The sequence below is a fragment of the Streptomyces alanosinicus genome (assembly GCF_014650595.1).
GTDB classification, from domain to species: Bacteria; Actinomycetota; Actinomycetes; order Streptomycetales; family Streptomycetaceae; genus Streptomyces; species Streptomyces alanosinicus.
Genome location: NZ_BMVG01000006.1, coordinates 183,486 through 200,120, shown reverse-complemented (window position 1 = coordinate 200,120; position 16,635 = coordinate 183,486). Strand labels below are relative to the sequence as shown.

The window sequence follows — 16,635 nt, the reverse complement described above, 5'->3', positions numbered from 1 at the left end:
CCCCCGATGCTCCGTAGGGCTTGGGGCTCGCACGCCGGCGAGCCGTCGGGCAGAAACGGAGGGGAGCCTGCTACGGATAAGCCGATGGTAGAGCCGTGACGGCACACGGTGACAGGGGGTTGCCGGAAATTGCCTCCGGCGTGCGTGTGCTCCGCCGGGAGACGCCTGCCCAGGGAACGGTCAGGTAGTCAAGGGCAGTTGCCGAACCAGTAGCTTTCCAGCCATGGTCACCCCGCCGTCCATCGCGATGGCGAGCCCGTCGGCATAGACGTGCGGTCCCTCTACGACAGGGCCGGTGCCCTCCTCGCCGTCCTCGGAGCCGACCTCGCCGAGAAGGTACGGAATCGGACTGTGACCATGAACGATGCGGGTGCCTCCGTACGTATCGAGGAGGGAGCGTACGGCATCGGCGCCGCCCTCGTCGCGGAAGGAGAAGCGCTTGGTGAACTTACGGAACAGATCCCAGCATTCGTCCGCGTCATTACGGGTGAGGGTCTCGCGCACGGTGTCATTGACCGCCTCGATGGAGTCGCCGTAGTCGAGATAGGCGGTGGTGTCCGAGTGCACGAGCAGATAGCCGTCCACCGCCTCGATGGCGTCGAGACGGGCCATCCACTGCAGATGGTGGTCCTGGAGGCGGTCCATGTCGGTCTTCTGACCGCCGTTCAGCAGCCACGCTGCCTGGAAGGTGGCGGTACCCGCCCCGGAGTTGACGGGGGTGTCGCCGAACCGCTTGGCGCCGAGCAGCAGTAGCTCGTGGTTGCCCATGAGGGCCTTGCAGTAGCCGCCGGCCGCCGCGGCCTCGGCGGACAGCCGCATCACCAGGTCGATGACACCGATGCCGTCGGGGCCCCGGTCGGTGAAGTCACCGAGGAACCACAGCCGGGCGGTGCCCGCGCACCACTGGCCCGAGGCATCGATGAGCCCCTGCTCCTGCAGGGCGGTCATCAGTTCGTCGAGGTAACCGTGGACGTCTCCGACGACGAACAGCGGCCCGGGCCCGCTCGCGGACTGCGCCGCCGGGGCGGCGGGCGCCGGATCGACGGAGACCTGGAGCGTCGGCGACCGGTCGATGACCGGAAGGTCGCGCTGGGTGGGCGTGTAGTCCCCGGGGTACGTCTCGTCGGCGGGCGGCGCGGTGTCGCCCGGCTGGTCGGTGCGGACGTACGGACCGGTCTCATGGACGTACGCAGGTACCCGGAAGTCGCGCAGCGTCGCCGTCCGCTCCACTTCGGGTCCCTGACCGGCCCCCTGAGTCATCAGACCCCTCCACCATCGCGCCGCAGCTGCACCGCTTCGGACTGCCTGGTCGCAGCGGTCCGCGGTGTCGTGGGCCCATCATAGGAATGCGCGTCGCGCCGTGTGATGACCCAGGGGTGGTGAATCGGAACAAGACTCCAGTTCACCGCGGCTTTCGCCCCGTTTGGGCAGGTGTTCGGCCGGCTCTGCGCCGACCGGACACCCGGCCCACCGGTCGCCGGCCTGTCGCGCACCCTCCCTTGGCCGGTGCGCATACGGGGTGAGCGCCCCGCTTTTCGGCGCTCTCCCGCGTTCCTGTCCGTGCCTATTTCTCGTCCGGTGTGCGCGGCGGGCTGACCGTCGTGCGCGGCAGACGCCGCTGGGAGGAGGTGCGCACGATCAGCTCCGTCGGTATCACCTGCTCGACCGGCTGGTCCGACTCCACGCCCTCGATGGCGTCGATGAGCAACTGGACCACCGCGGTGCCGATGCGTCGTGGCTTCAGCGAGAGCGTGGTGATGGGCGGCTCGGTGCTGGCGTACACCATCGACTCGCTGCAGCACACGAGCAGCAGGTCGTCGGGGACGCGGAGTCCGTAGCGCCGGGCGGCGGCCAGCAGGTCGGTGCCGTTGGGGTCGAACAGGCCGTAGACCGCGTCGGGCCGGTCGGGGCGGGCCAGCAGCCGGTCGGCGGCGACGGCGCCCGCGCACGGGTCGTGCGCCGGGTAGGCCTCGTAGACCGGGTCCTGGCCGACCCGCTCGCACCAGTGAAGATAGGCGGTGGTCGACAGATGGGTGTACGTGTCCGTCGTCGTGCCGGTGAGCAGGCCGATACGGCGGGCGCCGGCGTCGGCGAGATGGTCGAGGATGCCGAGGACGGCGGCCTCGTGGTCGTTGTCGACCCAGGCGGTGACCGGCAGCGAGCCGGCCGGGCGGCCGTCGGAGACGACGGGCAGCCCCTGCCGGACCAGCTCGCTGACCACCGGGTCCTGATCGGAGGGGTCGATCACGACCGTGCCGTCCAGGGCGACGTTGGACCACACGTCGTGGCGGGAGGTCGCGGGCAGGATGACGAGGGCGTAGCCGCGGGCGAGCGCGGCCGATGTGGCGGCTCTGGCCATCTCGGCGAAGTACGCGAACTCCGTGAAGGTGAAAGGTTCATCCCCGTACGTCGTCACGGTCAGGCCGATCAGTCCCGACTTGCCGGTACGGAGGGTGCGGGCGGCGGCCGAGGGGCGATACCCCAGCCGGTCGGCGACCTCGCGGACATGGCGCCGGGTGGCATCCGGGAGTCGGCCCTTGCCGTTGAGGGCGTCGGAGACGGTTGTGATGGAGACCCCGGCTGCGGCGGCCACGTCTCTGATGCCCGCCCGGCCCGGCCGACTGCCTCGACGTGAGGTTTCCGCGCGGCTCACCTGGTGCTTCCCTGCTGCTGTCATGGCGAGCCGATAGTAGGGCTCATGCGGTGGGGTAGTGCGGACGCATATGCACGCGTTGACAGGCACGTTTCTGCATGGTCAATTGTGGTCAACTGCCTTAGAAACATAGGTAGTTGGCCGATCCTCTAGTGGGACGTGACTTGTCAACGCGTATGGACCTGCCAAGTGTCCGATGTCTCGAAGAGGTCTCAACTCACCTGCACGGGGGATGCGCGCCAGGGCGTGAGCCACCGGCGCATAGATATATGTACGGCGCGCCCCTTGATACGTACGCCTTCGTACGGTGATGCCCTTGATGGCGCCGGGCCGGCTGTGGTTTGCCTCGTACAGACCCGCGACCTGTACGCACCGGGGCCGAATCCTCATAAGGTGAGGAGTATTGGAAGCCGGCGGCGTCGACGGTCCGCCGGTGGTCGCGAGGAGGACTGCGGTGAGCGAGACGAGCCCCAAGCTGCGCGCCGAGCTGGAGGGTATCCCCACCTACAAGCCGGGAAAGCCCGCAGCGGCCGACGGGCCGGTGGCCTACAAGCTGTCCTCCAACGAGAATCCCTACCCGCCGCTGCCCGGTGTGATGGAGCGCGTGACGGCGGCGGCCGCCAGCTTCAACCGCTACCCCGACATGGCGTGCGCCGGGCTGATGGAGGAGCTGTCGGAGCGTTTCGGCGTCCCGCTCTCACACCTGGCCACCGGCACGGGTTCGGTGGGTGTCGCCCAGCAGCTGATCCAGGCCACCAGCGGTCCCGGCGACGAGGTGATCTACGCCTGGCGTTCCTTCGAGGCGTACCCGATCATCACGCAGATCAGCGGCGCCCGGTCGGTGCAGGTGCCGCTCACGCCCGGCGATGTGCATGACCTGGAGGCGATGGCGGACGCGATCACCGACCGGACGCGTCTGATCTTCGTCTGCAACCCGAACAACCCGACCGGCACGGTGGTGCGGCGGGCCGAGCTGGAACGGTTCCTCGACCGGGTGCCCGGCGATGTCCTGGTCGTGCTGGACGAGGCCTACCGCGAGTTCATCCGCGACCCCGAGGTGCCCGACGGAGTCGAGCTGTACCGGAACCGGCCCAACGTCTGTGTCCTGCGCACGTTCTCCAAGGCCTACGGGCTCGCCGGGTTGCGCGTCGGTTTCGCGATCGCCCATGAGCCGGTCGCGGCGGCGCTGCGCAAGACGGCGGTGCCCTTCGGCGTGAGCCAGCTTGCTCAGGAAGCGGCGATCGCCTCGCTGCAGGCCGAGGACGAACTGCTCGGCCGGGTCGGCTCTCTGGTGTGCGAGCGCACGCGCGTGGTCGACGCGCTGCGCGCTCAGGGCTGGACGGTGCCGGAGACACAGGCGAACTTCGTCTGGCTGCGGCTGGGGGAGCGTACGGTCGCGTTCGCTCAGGCCTGTGAGCAGCACGGTGTGGTGGTCCGGCCGTTCTCGGGCGAGGGTGTGCGGGTGACGGTCGGAGAGAACGAGGCGAACGACATCTTCCTGAAGGTGGCGGAGGCGTTCCGCAAGGAGCTGTAGTTCGGGATCAGCCCTGGGGGTGGATCAGCTCCACGCGGACGGGGTCACCGTCGCGTACGGTCGCCAGGGTCCGGGCGTCTCCGTCGAGGCGCCCCAGGATGTTGCACGGGCTCGCGAGGCGGCACTCTCCCCCAAACTCCGTTTGGGGGGACCCCCAGCCTCGCGAGATCGGTGTGGGGCCGTAGGGGAGGGCGAGCGCGTTGCCGTCCGTCCAGAAGGCCACCGTGCCCGGTTCCACGACCTGCCGGGCGTCCGTTTCACGTGAAACGGCGACACCTGTGTCGAAATAGACCTCCTCGCCCCATGTGCAGGCGCTGGCGGTGAGCGGCAACGCCTTGGCGAGTGCCTGTGTGGTCGGTGTGTCTGCGTCGAGGGTCGCGGTGATGTTGCCCGCGGGCCAAGAGATACGTATCTGCATGGCGCGCAATTCAACAATATGTTGAAGTCGCTGCCAAGGTCTTGACGTGGCGGCGAAGGGGGGACCCCCCGTCGATTGCCGAAAATCAGTGCGTCATAATGGCTTGTGAATGTGAACGCGTTCACAAGCGTGTCCCGATTGCTCTGTATATCCAGGACGAACGGGGCAAACCGCCGCTGTACCACGCCGTAGTAAGGAGAGTGACGACGTGGACCTGGCTCTGGCGCCGGAAACACTGGCGCGCTGGCAGTTCGGCATCACCACCGTCTACCACTTCCTGTTCGTCCCCCTGACCATCTCCCTGGCCGCCCTCACGGCCGGGCTGCAGACGGCCTGGGTGCGCACGGAGAAGGAGAAGTACCTCAGAGCCACGAAGTTCTGGGGCAAGCTCTTCCTGATCAACATCGCCATGGGCGTGGTCACAGGCATCGTGCAGGAGTTCCAGTTCGGCATGAACTGGTCCGACTACTCACGGTTCGTCGGTGACATCTTCGGGGCCCCGCTCGCCTTCGAGGCGCTGATCGCGTTCTTCTTCGAGTCCACCTTCATCGGACTGTGGATCTTCGGCTGGGACAAGCTGCCCAAGAAGATCCATCTGGCCTGCATCTGGATGGTCTCGATCGGCACGATCCTGTCGGCGTACTTCATCCTCGCGGCCAACTCCTGGATGCAGCACCCGGTCGGATACAAGATCGACAAGGCCAAGGGACGTGCCGAGCTGACCGACTTCTGGGCCGTGCTGACCCAGAACACCGCACTCAGCCAGGCTTTCCACACCCTGTCCGCGGCCTTTCTGACCGGTGGCGCCTTCATGGTGGGCATTGCCGCCTACCACCTGGCCCGCAAGAAGCACATCCGCGAGATGAAGACCTCGCTGCGGCTCGGCCTGATCACCGTGGCCATCGCCGGCCTGCTCACCGCGGTCAGTGGTGACACCCTCGGCAAGGTCATGTTCAAGCAGCAGCCGATGAAGATGGCGGCCGCCGAGGCGCTGTGGGACGGGCAGAAGCCGGCCCCCTTCTCGATCTTCGCCTACGGCGATGTGGAGAAGGGCCACAACACCGTGGCCATAGAGATCCCGGGTCTGCTGTCCTTCCTCGCCGACGACAACTTCACCTCCTACGTCCCCGGCATCAACGACGTCAACAAGGCCGAGCAGCAGAAGTTCGGACCGGGCGACTACCGGCCCAACATCCCGGTCGCCTTCTGGGGCTTCCGCTGGATGATCGGCTTCGGCATGGCCTCCTTCGCGATCGGCCTCGCTGGGCTGTGGCTGACCCGCAAGAAGTTCATGCTGCCGCAGCATCTGCGGGTCGGCGAGGACGAGGTGCCGCATCTGGTGCTGTTCAAGAACAAGGCGCTCAGCCCGAAGCTCACGCGCTGGTACTGGCGCATCGCGACCTGGACCATGGCCTTCCCGCTGATCGCCAACTCCTGGGGGTGGATCTTCACCGAGATGGGCCGTCAGCCCTGGGCCGTGTACGGCGTCCTGCAGACCCGGCACGCGGTCTCCCCCGGTGTCTCCCAGGGCGAGGTCCTGACCTCGATGATCGTCTTCACCTCGCTGTACGCGATCCTCGCCGTGGTCGAGGTCAAGCTGCTCGCGAAGTACGTCAAGGCCGGCCCGCCCGAGTTGACCGAGGCCGACCTCAACCCGCCCACGAAGATCGGCGGCGACACCCGTGACGCCGACAAGCCGATGGCCTTCTCGTACTAGGCCGGGGGAACAGTCATGCAACTTCACGACGTCTGGTTCGTCCTGATCGCCGTCCTGTGGACCGGCTACTTCTTCCTGGAGGGCTTCGACTTCGGAGTCGGCATCCTCACCAAACTGTTGGCCCGCGACCGGCCGGAGCGACGGGTGCTGATCAACACCATCGGGCCGGTCTGGGACGGAAACGAGGTGTGGCTGCTCACGGCTGGTGGTGCGACCTTCGCCGCGTTCCCGGAGTGGTACGCCACCCTCTTCTCCGGCTTCTATCTGCCGCTGCTGGTCATCCTGGTCTGTCTGATCGTCCGGGGCGTCGGCTTCGAGTACCGCGCGAAGCGCCCCGAGGAGAACTGGCAGCGCAACTGGGAGACTGCGATCTTCTGGACCTCGCTGATCCCGGCGTTCCTGTGGGGCGTGGCCTTCGGGAACATCGTGCGGGGCGTCAAGATCGACCGGCACTTCGAGTACGTTGGCAGCGTCGGGGACCTGTTCAACCCCTACGCCCTGCTCGGCGGTCTGGTGACGCTCACGCTGTTCACCTTCCATGGAGCGGTCTTCACCGCGCTCAAGACTGTCGGCGACATCCGGATGCGGGCACGGAAGCTGGCTCTGCGGGTCGGCCTCGTCACGGCGGTCGTGGCGCTCGGATTCCTGCTGTGGACGCAGGCCGACAGTGGTGACGGCAAGAGCCTGGTGGCCCTGGTCGTGGCGGTCGCAGCTCTGGTGGCTGCCCTGGTGGCCAATCAACTCGGGCGCGAGGGCTGGGCGTTCGCGCTGTCGGGCGTCACCATCGTGGCCACCATGGCGATGCTGTTCCTGTCGCTCTTCCCGAACGTCATGCCGTCGACGCTCCATGGGGACTGGAGCCTGACGGTCACCAATGCCTCGTCGAGCCCGTACACGCTGAAGATCATGACGTGGCTGGCCGCTATCGCCACGCCCTTGGTGCTGCTCTACCAGGGCTGGACCTACTGGGTGTTCCGCAAGCGGATCGGCACGCAGCACATCGCTCCCGATGCTGCGTCCGGAGCCGCACACTGAGTCCGCCGAGGGTGTGTTTCACGTGAAACACACCCTCTGGGCCGAAGGGCACGTTTCACGTGAAACCGATTGATCCACGCCTGCTGAAGTACGCCCGTGCCACCCGTCGATTCCTCGTGGCGGTCGTCGGTCTGGGAGCCGTCGGCGCAGGGCTGGTCATTGCCCAGGCGATGCTCATCGCCGAGGTTGTCGTCGGAGCGTTCCAGCATGGGCGGTCTGTCGCTGAACTGCGCACTCCCCTGCTGTTGTTGGTGTCCGTGGCAGTGGGTCGGGCGATTGTCGCGTGGCTCACCGAGCTGGCTGCGCACCGGGCGAGTGCGGCGGTGAAGTCGGAACTGCGGGGACGGCTGCTTGACCGGGCGGCTGCACTGGGTCCCGGGTGGCTGGCCGGGCAGCGCACCGGTTCGCTGGTCACGATGGCCACGCGTGGGGTCGACGCCCTCGACGACTACTTCTCTCGCTACCTACCGCAGTTGGGGCTCGCGGTGGTCGTACCGGTGGCGGTGCTGGCGCGGATCGTCACCGAGGACTGGGTGTCGGCGGCGATCATCGTGGGCACCTTGCCTCTCATCCCGCTGTTCATGATGCTGATCGGCTGGGCGACGCAGTCCCGCATGGACCGGCAGTGGCGGCTGCTGTCACGGCTGTCGGGGCACTTCCTGGACGTGGTCGCCGGACTGCCCACGCTGAAGGTCTTCGGCCGGGCCAAGGCGCAGGCCGAGTCCATTCGCCGGATCACCGGTGAGTACCGGCAGGCCACCCTGCGGACACTGCGCATCGCCTTCCTGTCCTCCTTCGCGCTGGAGTTGCTCGCCACGCTGTCGGTCGCCCTCGTCGCGGTGACGATCGGAATGCGGCTCGTGCACGGTGACATGGATCTGTACATCGGTCTGGTGATCCTGGTGCTCGCGCCCGAGGCGTATCTTCCGTTGCGTCAGGTCGGTGCGCAGTACCACGCGGCGGCTGAGGGACTTGCCGCGGCGGAGGAGATCTTCACGGTGCTGCAGACGCCGGTTCCGGCGGCCGGTGCCGGGGTGGTGCCCATGGGTGCGGCGGGTGCGGTGGCCTTCGACGGGGTCACGGTGCGCTATCCCGGGCGGTCCGTGGATGCTGTGACGGATGTGTCGTTCACCGTCGACCCTGGTGAGACGGTCGCGCTGGTCGGGCCGAGTGGGGCGGGCAAGTCGACGTTGCTTCACGTGCTGCTCGGGTTTGTCGAGCCCACCGAGGGGCGGGTGCGGATCGGGGATGCCGATCTTGCCGGCCTCGATGTGGAGGAGTGGCGCTCGCGGATCGCGTGGGTGCCGCAGCGGCCGCATCTGTATGCGGGGACCATCGCGGAGAACGTGCGGCTGGCGCGGCCCGACGCGGACGATGCTGCCGTGCGCGGTGCGCTGCGGGACGCCGGGGCGCTGGAGTTCGTGGATGCGCTGCCTGAGGGGGCCGGGACCGTACTCGGGGAGGACGGGGCTGGGCTGTCGGCGGGGCAGCGGCAGAGGTTGGCTCTTGCGCGGGCTTTTCTCGCCGACCGGCCTGTGCTGTTGCTCGATGAGCCGACGGCTGCGCTGGACGGGGTGACGGAGGCGGGCGTCGTGGCGACGGTACGGCGGCTGGCGGCGGGGCGTACGGTGCTGTTGGTTGTGCACCGGCCGGCGTTGTTGGAGGTTGCCGACCGGGTGGTGCGGCTGGACAGCGCGGAGCTGGTGGGCGGCCGGAGCTGCGGTCGGCCTACCAGGGGGCTCCGCCCCCTGGACCCCCGCCCTCGCCCACCCGCCACCCGACTCGGTGGGCTGGATGGCGGCCGTACGGAGTTGTTCTCAGGTGAGCTGGAAAGTGACGGCGCGGAGTCGGACTCGGGCGGACTGGTAAGCAGCGCCCCGGAGTTGGTCTCGGGTGGTGCGGTAAGCGGCGCTGCGGAGTTGGTCTCGGATGGACTGAGACATGACGGCGCCGAGTTGGTCTCGGGCGGGTTGGGACGTGCCGACGCGGAGTCAGGCTCGGGTGGGGTGGGGAGTGGGGGCGCTGGGCCGGGGGTGGGTGTCGGACCTCAGTGGGGTTCGGGGCGGGCTCGGGGTGTGCTTGCGCGGGTGCGGGCGATTGCCGGGCCTCGGCGGGGGCGGCTGGGGTTGGCGTTGTTGCTCGGCAGTCTGGCGCTCGGCAGTGCCGTGGGGCTGATGGCGACGTCCGGGTGGCTCATTTCGCGGGCCTCGCAGCAGCCTCCGGTGCTGTATCTGATGGTGGCGGTGACGGCCACGCGGGCCTTCGGGATCGGGCGGGCCGTCTTCCGGTACGCCGAGCGGCTGGTGTCGCATGACGCGGTGCTGCGGATGCTGGCCGACACCCGGGTCGCCGTGTACCGGCGGCTGGAGCGGCTCGCCCCCGCCGGGCTGCGGAGCGCGCGGCGTGGTGATCTGCTGACCCGGCTGGTCACGGACGTGGACGAGCTCCAGGACTACTGGTTGCGCTGGTTGCTGCCCGCGTCGGTCGCTGTCGTCGTCTCCGCGTCCTCCGTCGGTTTCATGGCCTGGCTGCTGCCCGAGGCCGGTGCGGCCCTCGCGGCGGGCCTCGTGGCGGCCGGCGTCGGCGTGCCGCTCGTCACCGCGACCGTGGCCCTGCGGACCGAGCGACGGCTGGCCCCGGCCCGGGGTGCTCTCGCCACCCGTGTCACCGACCTGCTCACCGGTACCGCGGAGCTGACCGTCGCCGGTGCGCTGCCCGCCCGTACGGACGCGGCCCGGCGAGCCGACGCAGCCCTGACCCGGATCGCCTCGCGCGCCGCCGCCGTGACCGCGCTCGGTGACGGGCTCACCGCGCTGATCACCGGGCTCACGGTCACGGCGACCGCGTTCCTCGGCGTCCAGGCGGTGGCCGCGGGCCGGCTCGGTGGCGTGGCGATGGCCGTGGTCGTCCTCACTCCGCTGGCCGCCTTCGAGGCCGTACTGGGACTGCCGCTCGCCGTACGCCACCGGCAGCGGGTGCGGCGGAGCGCGGAGCGCGTCTACGAGGTGCTCGACGCCCCGGAACCCGTGCGTGAGCCCGAGCGGCCCCGGCAGGCGCCCGCCTCGCCCTTCCCCATGGTGGTCAAGGGGCTGGCCGCGCGGTACGAGGGGCAGCGACGGGAGGCGCTGGCAGGCTTCGACCTCACGCTGAGGGAGGGGCGGCGGATCGCGGTGGTCGGGGCGTCCGGTTCCGGCAAGACGACCCTCGCCCAGGTGCTGCTGCGCTTCCTCGACCCGCAGGAGGGCTCGTACACGCTCGCCGGTGTGGACGCGTACGCGCTGGCCGGTGACGACGTTCGGCGGCTGGTCGGGCTGTGTGCCCAGGACGCGCACATCTTCGACAGCTCGGTGCGCGAGAACCTCCTGCTGGCCCGGAAGAACGCCACCGAGGCAGAGCTGCGACGGGCGCTGGCGCGGGCCCGGTTGCTGGACTGGGTGGAGGGGCTGCCCGACGGCCTGGACACGCTGGTCGGCGAGCACGGCGCGAGGCTGTCCGGTGGCCAGCGGCAGCGGCTGGCGCTGGCCCGTGCCCTGCTGGCCGACTTCCCCGTCCTGGTGCTCGACGAGCCCGCCGAACACCTGGACCTGCCGACGGCCGACGCGCTGACCGCCGATCTGCTGGCCGCCACGGAAGGCCGTACGACATTGCTGATCACTCATCGGCTGGCCGGGCTGGAGGCGGTGGATGAGGTGATCGTGCTCGGCGCCGGGCAGGTGGTCCAGCGGGGCACGTACGCGGAGCTTGTCGCGGTGGACGGGCCGCTGCGGGCGCTGGCGCGGCGCGAGGCCGAGGCGGAGTCGCTGGTGGAGGCGGTGTGAGGGCTCCTCGGGTGCCCTCACGGCGTCACTCCGCCTCGCGCCTCCGGTTTCGGTGACAGAAGGGACTATTTACGCTCAGGGCATGTGCGCCCCGCCTCCGTCCGACGCCGCGGGATCTGCCGCGCCCGGGCTTCCCGCCGAGCCCGCGCTGCGGGTGCCGCAGCTGCTGGAGGCGATGCGGTCCGTGGGGAGCGGGCTGGAGCTGCACTCGACGCTGGACCGGATCTGCGAGACTTCCGCCGATCTGACCGGTGCCCGGTACGCGGCGATCGGGGTCGTCGCTGAGGAGGGCGGCGGGCTCTCCGACTTCGTCTATCAGGGGGTGGACGAGGCGGCCGCCCGCCGGATCGGCCGGCTGCCCGACGGGCACAGGGGGCTGCTCGGCGCGCTCATCAGGGACCCGGTGCCCGTCCTGTTGGCCGATCTGAGCGCAGACCCGCGCTCATACGGTTTTCCCGAGCACCATCCGCCGATGCGCAGCTTCCTCGGTGTCCCGATCCGGGTGCAGGGCGAGATCTTCGGCAACCTCTATCTGGCCGAGAAGCGCGACGGCGGGTCTTTCGACGACGATGACCTCGCCATGGTCCAGGTGCTGGCGACCGAGGCGGGGATCGCGGTCGGCAATGCCCGGCTGTACGAGGCGGCCATGCAGCGCGAGCGCTGGATCGACGGGTCCGTGGCCGTGACCACGGCGCTGCTGTCGGGCGGGGACGCCGACGACGCCCTGCAGGTCGTGGCGGAGCAGGCGCGCCGGCTGTCCGGAGCGGCGGCCGGGATCGTGCTGCTGCCCGCGGAGGAGGGCGGCCTGGAGGTCGTGGCCGTGGCCTCGGACGAGCCGACGGGCATGCTGGGCGCGGTGATCCCGCCGGAGAGCCGGATCGTCGCCGAACTCCTGGACGGACAAGCGGTGTTCGTCACGGACGCCGCCACCGACTCCCGGATGCTGACGCAGTACGCGAGCGGCTACGGCCCGGCGATGATGGTGCCCTTGCAGAGCGACGGCCGGGTGCTGGGCACGCTGGTCACGCCTCGTGCGCGCGGCGGACGGCCGTTCACGCGGGCCGAGCGCACGCTGGCGGTGCAGTTCGCCTCGCAGGCGGCGCTGGCGCTGATGATGGCCGAGGCGCAGCGTGACCGCGAGCGGCTCGCGGTGTTCGAGGACCGTGACCGCATCGCCCGGGATCTGCATGATCTGGTCATCCAGCGGCTGTTCGCCACGGGGCTGATGCTGGAGAGCGCACAGCGGCGGTCCGTGGTGCCGGAGGTGCGCGAGGGCGTCGGCAAGGCGGTGGACGAACTCGACGTCACCATCCAGGAGATCCGCACCGCGATCTTCGCGTTGCAGCAGGGCCCGGCGGAGGAGCCGCCGGGACTGCGGACACGGGTGCTGCGGGAGATCAACATGTCTGCCGTACCGCTGGGGTTCAAGCCCTCGCACCGCTTCCTCGGGCCCGTCGACACCGTCGGCGATCTTACGGGCAAGAATCTCATCGCGGCGTTGCGGGAGGCGCTGTCCAATGCGTTCCGGCACGCCGATGCCACCCGGATCGATGTCGTGGTCGATGCGACGGCCGCCCTTGCCGACGGGCGGCCGGGGGTGCGGCTGAGCGTCGCCGACGACGGCGTCGGCATCCCCGAGGGCGGCCGGCGCAGCGGGCTGCGGAACCTCAAGCGGCGGGCCGAGTCGCTCGGCGGTGACAGCCGGCTCGGCTCGGGTATCGGGGCGGACGGCGGTGGGACCACAGTGGTGTGGGAGGCGCCGTACTGAGCTGCTCTCGGCTGCTAGGCCCTGTCGTCAAATTCCCGCCTGCCCGGCGGGGTCTAGAGGCGTTCCGCGAGCAGTTCCTCGATCACGACCGCGACGCCGTCCTCGTTGTTGGCGACCGTGCGGCCCGAGGCGGCGGCGATGACGGCCGGGTGGGCGTTGCCCATGGCGTACGACCGGCCGGCCCAGGTCAGCATCTCGACGTCGTTGGGCATGTCGCCGAAGGCGACGACCTCCTCGTGTGAGATGCCGCGCTCGGCGCAGCACAGGGCGAGTGTGCTGGCCTTGGAGACGTCGGGGCCGCTCAGTTCCAGCAGGGCGCTGGGGCTGGAGCGGGTCACGTTGGCGCGGTCGCCGATCGCCAGCCGGGCGAGGGTGAGGAAGGCGTCCGGGTCGAGAGCCGGGTGGTAGGCCAGGATCTTGAGCACGGGCTGGTCGGCGTCCGGGCCGTCGGGGGCGAGGAGCTGCTCGGCGGGCAGCAGGTTGCCCGGTATCTCCATGTGGAGCTTGGGATAGTCCGGCTCCTGGTGGAAGCCGTAGGTCTGCTCGATCGCGAACACCGTGCCGGGGGCCGCCTCGCGCAGCAGCCGTACGGCGTCCAGGGCGTTCGAACGGGCCAGTTCGCGCACCTTTACGAAGCGGTGCGCCCCGGGGCCGCCGTGCAGGTCGACCACGGCGGCGCCATTGCCGCAGATCGCCAGGCCGTGGCCGTGGACATGGTCGCTGACGACATCCATCCAGCGGGCCGGGCGGCCGGTGACGAAGAAGACCTCGATGCCCGCCTCCTCCGCGGCGGCCAGCGCGGCGACCGTGCGCGGGGACACCGACTTGTCGTCCCGCAGCAGTGTGCCGTCGAGGTCGGTGGCGATCAGCCGCGCGGGTGTGGCGGCGGCAGGGGTCCCGGGCTGTCTGGTCGCTGAGGTCACCGGGTCATTCTCGCGCATATGCCAGCACGCCCGTGCGGGACTCCGCACAGATGAGACACAGATGACCCCTGCGTACCGCGGTGATCCGGCCCGTACCGCGGTGATCCGGCTCGGGCCGCGGTGATCCGGTCAGCTCAGCTGGGCGGCGGCCTCCATGGCGATCTGCTCGAAGACCTTCTCGTCCGTGGCGAAGTCGGAGTCCGGGATGGGCCAGTGGATCACGATCTCGGTGAAGCCCAGCTCCTGGTGCCGGCCGGCGAAGTCCACGAAGGAGTCCAGCGACTGAAGCGGCCGGGCGCGGTCCGGGGTGAAACCCGTGAGAAGGATCTTGTCCAGGCCGGCCATGTCCCGCCCGGCGTCCGCGCAGGCCTCGGAGAGCTTGGCGAACTGTCCGCGCAGGGCCTGGACGGACTGCTCCGGGGTGCCCGTCTCGTACAGCTTCGGGTCGCCCGTGGTCACCCAGGCCTGTCCGTACCGCGCGGCGAGCTTCAGTCCGCGGGGGCCGGTGGCGGCCACCGCGAAGGGCAGCCGGGGCCGCTGCACACAGCCGGGGATGTTGCGGGCCTCGTGCGCCGAGTAGAAACGGCCCTCGTGCGACACCGTGTCCTCGGTGAGCAGCCGGTCCAGCAGCGGCACGAACTCGGCGAACCGGTCGGCGCGCTCGCGTGGGCTCCACGGCTCCTGGCCGCTGCCCAACAGGGCCGTCGCGTCGAAGCCGGTGCCGCCTGCGCCGACGCCGAGGGTGATCCGGCCGCCGGAGATGTCGTCGAGGGAGATCAGCTCCTTGGCGAGGGTCACCGGGTGCCGGAAGTTGGGGGAGGTCACCAGCGTGCCGAGGCGGAGGCGCTCGGTGACGCCCGCGGCGGCCGTCAGCGTCGGGACCGCGCCGAACCACGGACCGTCACGGAAGCTGCGCCAGGACAGGTGGTCGTACGTGTACGCGGTGTGGAAGCCGAGCTGCTCGGCCCGCACCCAGGCCGAACGGCCGCCTTCGCTCCAGCGGCGGTAGGGCAGGATCACGGTGCTCAGACGCAGACTCATGCGTTCGAGGGTAAGCGGCCCGACTGACAACGGACCAAACGGTCACCGAACGCTGCCGTTCCGCCACGGGATGAGCAGGATCGATGATCAGGATCGATGAGAAGGATCATCGCAGGTAACGCGGTGGTACGGCCTGGGTCAGCCAGACTCCGTTGGCGCTGATGTGGAAGACATGGCCGTCGCGGTGCATGGCGCCGGCGTCGACGGTGAGCACCACGGGTCGGCCGCGCCGCGCGCCGACCCGGGTGGCGGTCTCGCGGTCGGCGGAGAGGTGGACGGCGTGCCGGTTCATGGGTTTGAGGCCGTCCGCCCGGATCGCGTCCAGGTTCCCGGCGACGGTGCCGTGGTACAGGTACGGCGGCGGGGTCGCCGGGGGCAGGCCGAGGTCCACCTCGATGCTGTGGCCCTGACTGGCGCGGATCCGGCTGCCCTCGATCGCGAAGCGCTGCTTGTCGTTGGTGGCCACGACGTGGTCCAGTTCCTCGCGTGTGATCCGGAAGCCGTGGGCGGCGGCCGCGGCGATCAGTGTGTCGATCTCCACCCAGCCGCCCGGGTCCAGCGCGAGCCCGATGCGCTCCGGCTGGTGGCGGAGGTGTTTGGAGAGGTACTTCGACACCTTCACGGTGCGTCTCTCGTCGTGTCCTTCGTTCATGCGTCCAGCGTGGGGGAGAGACGCGGATCACGCAGGTTGTTTTTGGTCGTAGGTTTGATCCACAACCAAGTGAGGTTATCCACAGGGGAATTGGTAATTCTGTGGACAAGTGGCGCCCCATTTAGGATGATTCACGAACCTCCCTACTCTGGACAGCGCCTGAGGCCAGACGGTCCAAGGCTCTTGCCCGCAGCTCGCGTTCGGCCGCCAGCCCGATGAACTCGGAAACGTGTGTCCGTCCAACAAGCTTTTCCACAGCGTCGATCGTCGTGGCGGGAAGAGCGACATACCGGTCGCCGGACCGCTCCTGCGTGGGCTGCTCCGCGCCGAGATGCGTGCGCAGATGCCGGGTCGCCAAGGAGCGCATGGCCCGCGCCAGTTCGGCGTCCATGGTCTGCCGGGCCAGTGGCCGCAGCCGGCGCACCAAGGACGCCGCTTCCGCCGCATGCGCGTCCGTACGGCGCTCGGGGTCGTCCAGATAGCCGGCGAAGACGTACTCGGTGGTGAACTCCAGGAAACGGGCCGCGATGTGCTCGACCTGCCCTCTCAACTCCCGTAGATGGCCCGAGATCGCGGTCAGCGGTACCCCGGCCGCGTGCAACTCGACGGCCACGGACAGCTCTTGGGGGCTCGGTACGAGGAACGTGTCGGGGTCGCCGTCGATCCGCTCCAGCACGCCCAGTTCGACCGCCTCGCCCACGGCGTCGTCGTCGGGGGTGCCGCCGAAACGGGCGTCCAGTTCGGCGCGGGAGACGCGATCGGGGCGCTCGTCCGTCCACGGTCCCTCCACCTCGGTGACCAGACCGAGGACACCGCCCAGGCCGCGCCCGGTGTCCCAGGCGTCCAGCAGCTCCTTGATCGAGGCCAGCGTGTAGCCGCGGTCGAGGAGGTGGGCGATCTGGTGGAGGCGGGTGACATGGGTCTCGGCGTAGAGGTTCGCGCGGCCCCGGCGCTCTGGACGAGGGAGGAGACCGCGGTCCTGGTAGGCACGGATGGTCCGCACGGTGGTGCGGGTCTGGTGGGCGAGGTCTTCTATGCGGTAGGCGTTCTGGACCGGAGGATCGGGCATGTGCGGC

The 16,635-nt window shown here is 69.6% G+C and carries 12 protein-coding genes; 5 read left to right on the top strand and 7 right to left on the bottom strand.

The window, feature by feature from the left end:
* Positions 1–180: 180 nt before the first annotated feature.
* Positions 181–1,260, bottom strand: coding sequence for a metallophosphoesterase (locus IE277_RS16055; RefSeq protein WP_189952885.1), 1,080 nt, complete (start codon positions 1,258–1,260; stop codon positions 181–183).
* Positions 1,261–1,564: 304 nt separating this feature from the next.
* Entirely contained in the window at positions 1,565–2,677 is a 1,113-nt protein-coding gene (locus IE277_RS16050; protein WP_189952883.1) for a LacI family DNA-binding transcriptional regulator, read from the bottom strand.
* A gap of 430 nt (positions 2,678–3,107) precedes the next feature.
* On the opposite strand from IE277_RS16050, the gene hisC reads away from it, so the two are divergent.
* Positions 3,108–4,187 carry a histidinol-phosphate transaminase gene (hisC, locus tag IE277_RS16045; protein WP_189952881.1) on the top strand — a complete coding sequence of 360 codons (1,080 nt, stop codon included), beginning with the start codon at positions 3,108–3,110 and terminating at the stop codon, positions 4,185–4,187.
* Between the two features lie 7 nt (positions 4,188–4,194).
* Here hisC and IE277_RS16040 read toward each other — a convergent pair whose 3' ends face one another.
* Entirely contained in the window at positions 4,195–4,605 is a 411-nt protein-coding gene (locus tag IE277_RS16040; RefSeq protein ID WP_189952879.1) for a cyclophilin-like fold protein, read from the bottom strand.
* A 208-nt stretch (positions 4,606–4,813) separates the two neighbouring features.
* On the opposite strand from IE277_RS16040, the gene IE277_RS16035 reads away from it, so the two are divergent.
* The 4 genes from IE277_RS16035 (at position 4,814) to IE277_RS16020 (ending at position 12,943) form a co-directional block, all read left to right on the top strand.
* Positions 4,814–6,322: a cytochrome ubiquinol oxidase subunit I gene (locus tag IE277_RS16035; protein WP_189952877.1), complete on the top strand. Its 1,509-nt coding sequence runs from the start codon at positions 4,814–4,816 to the stop codon at positions 6,320–6,322.
* A 15-nt stretch (positions 6,323–6,337) separates the two neighbouring features.
* Entirely contained in the window at positions 6,338–7,357 is a 1,020-nt protein-coding gene (cydB, locus tag IE277_RS16030) for a cytochrome d ubiquinol oxidase subunit II (protein WP_189952875.1), read from the top strand.
* 59 nt (positions 7,358–7,416) lie between these two features.
* Positions 7,417–11,175, top strand: a complete 3,759-nt coding sequence (cydD, locus tag IE277_RS16025; RefSeq protein ID WP_189952874.1) for a thiol reductant ABC exporter subunit CydD — start codon at positions 7,417–7,419, stop codon at positions 11,173–11,175.
* Positions 11,176–11,257: 82 nt separating this feature from the next.
* The gene (locus IE277_RS16020) at positions 11,258–12,943 is read left to right on the top strand and encodes a GAF domain-containing sensor histidine kinase (protein WP_189952872.1); all 1,686 of its coding nucleotides are present in this window, start codon (positions 11,258–11,260) and stop codon (positions 12,941–12,943) included.
* A 53-nt stretch (positions 12,944–12,996) separates the two neighbouring features.
* On the opposite strand, the gene IE277_RS16015 is transcribed toward IE277_RS16020, so the two are convergent.
* The 4 genes from IE277_RS16015 to IE277_RS16000 form a co-directional block, all read right to left on the bottom strand.
* Complete coding sequence (locus IE277_RS16015; protein WP_189952870.1) at positions 12,997–13,884, bottom strand: HAD-IIB family hydrolase; 888 nt, start codon at positions 13,882–13,884, stop codon at positions 12,997–12,999.
* 111 nt (positions 13,885–13,995) lie between these two features.
* Positions 13,996–14,907, bottom strand: a complete 912-nt coding sequence (locus tag IE277_RS16010; RefSeq protein ID WP_189952868.1) for an LLM class flavin-dependent oxidoreductase — start codon at positions 14,905–14,907, stop codon at positions 13,996–13,998.
* 106 nt (positions 14,908–15,013) lie between these two features.
* Positions 15,014–15,559, bottom strand: coding sequence for an RNA 2'-phosphotransferase (locus IE277_RS16005; RefSeq protein WP_189952866.1), 546 nt, complete (start codon positions 15,557–15,559; stop codon positions 15,014–15,016).
* Between the two features lie 121 nt (positions 15,560–15,680).
* Positions 15,681–16,628 (bottom strand): MerR family transcriptional regulator, encoded by a 948-nt coding sequence (locus IE277_RS16000; protein WP_189952864.1) that lies wholly within the window; start codon positions 16,626–16,628, stop codon positions 15,681–15,683.
* Positions 16,629–16,635: the final 7 nt, after the last annotated feature.

Coding starts and splice junctions, on each gene's coding strand:
- IE277_RS16055 (WP_189952885.1), bottom strand. CDS start 1,260: ATGACTCAGGGGGCCGGTCAGGGACCCGAAGTGGAGCGGACGGCGACG.
- IE277_RS16010 (WP_189952868.1), bottom strand. CDS start 14,907: ATGAGTCTGCGTCTGAGCACCGTGATCCTGCCCTACCGCCGCTGGAGC.
- cydB (WP_189952875.1), top strand. CDS start 6,338: ATGCAACTTCACGACGTCTGGTTCGTCCTGATCGCCGTCCTGTGGACC.
- IE277_RS16050 (WP_189952883.1), bottom strand. CDS start 2,677: ATGACAGCAGCAGGGAAGCACCAGGTGAGCCGCGCGGAAACCTCACGT.
- IE277_RS16020 (WP_189952872.1), top strand. CDS start 11,258: ATGTGCGCCCCGCCTCCGTCCGACGCCGCGGGATCTGCCGCGCCCGGG.
- IE277_RS16000 (WP_189952864.1), bottom strand. CDS start 16,628: ATGCCCGATCCTCCGGTCCAGAACGCCTACCGCATAGAAGACCTCGCC.
- IE277_RS16005 (WP_189952866.1), bottom strand. CDS start 15,559: ATGAACGAAGGACACGACGAGAGACGCACCGTGAAGGTGTCGAAGTAC.
- IE277_RS16040 (WP_189952879.1), bottom strand. CDS start 4,605: ATGCAGATACGTATCTCTTGGCCCGCGGGCAACATCACCGCGACCCTC.
- IE277_RS16015 (WP_189952870.1), bottom strand. CDS start 13,884: ATGCGCGAGAATGACCCGGTGACCTCAGCGACCAGACAGCCCGGGACC.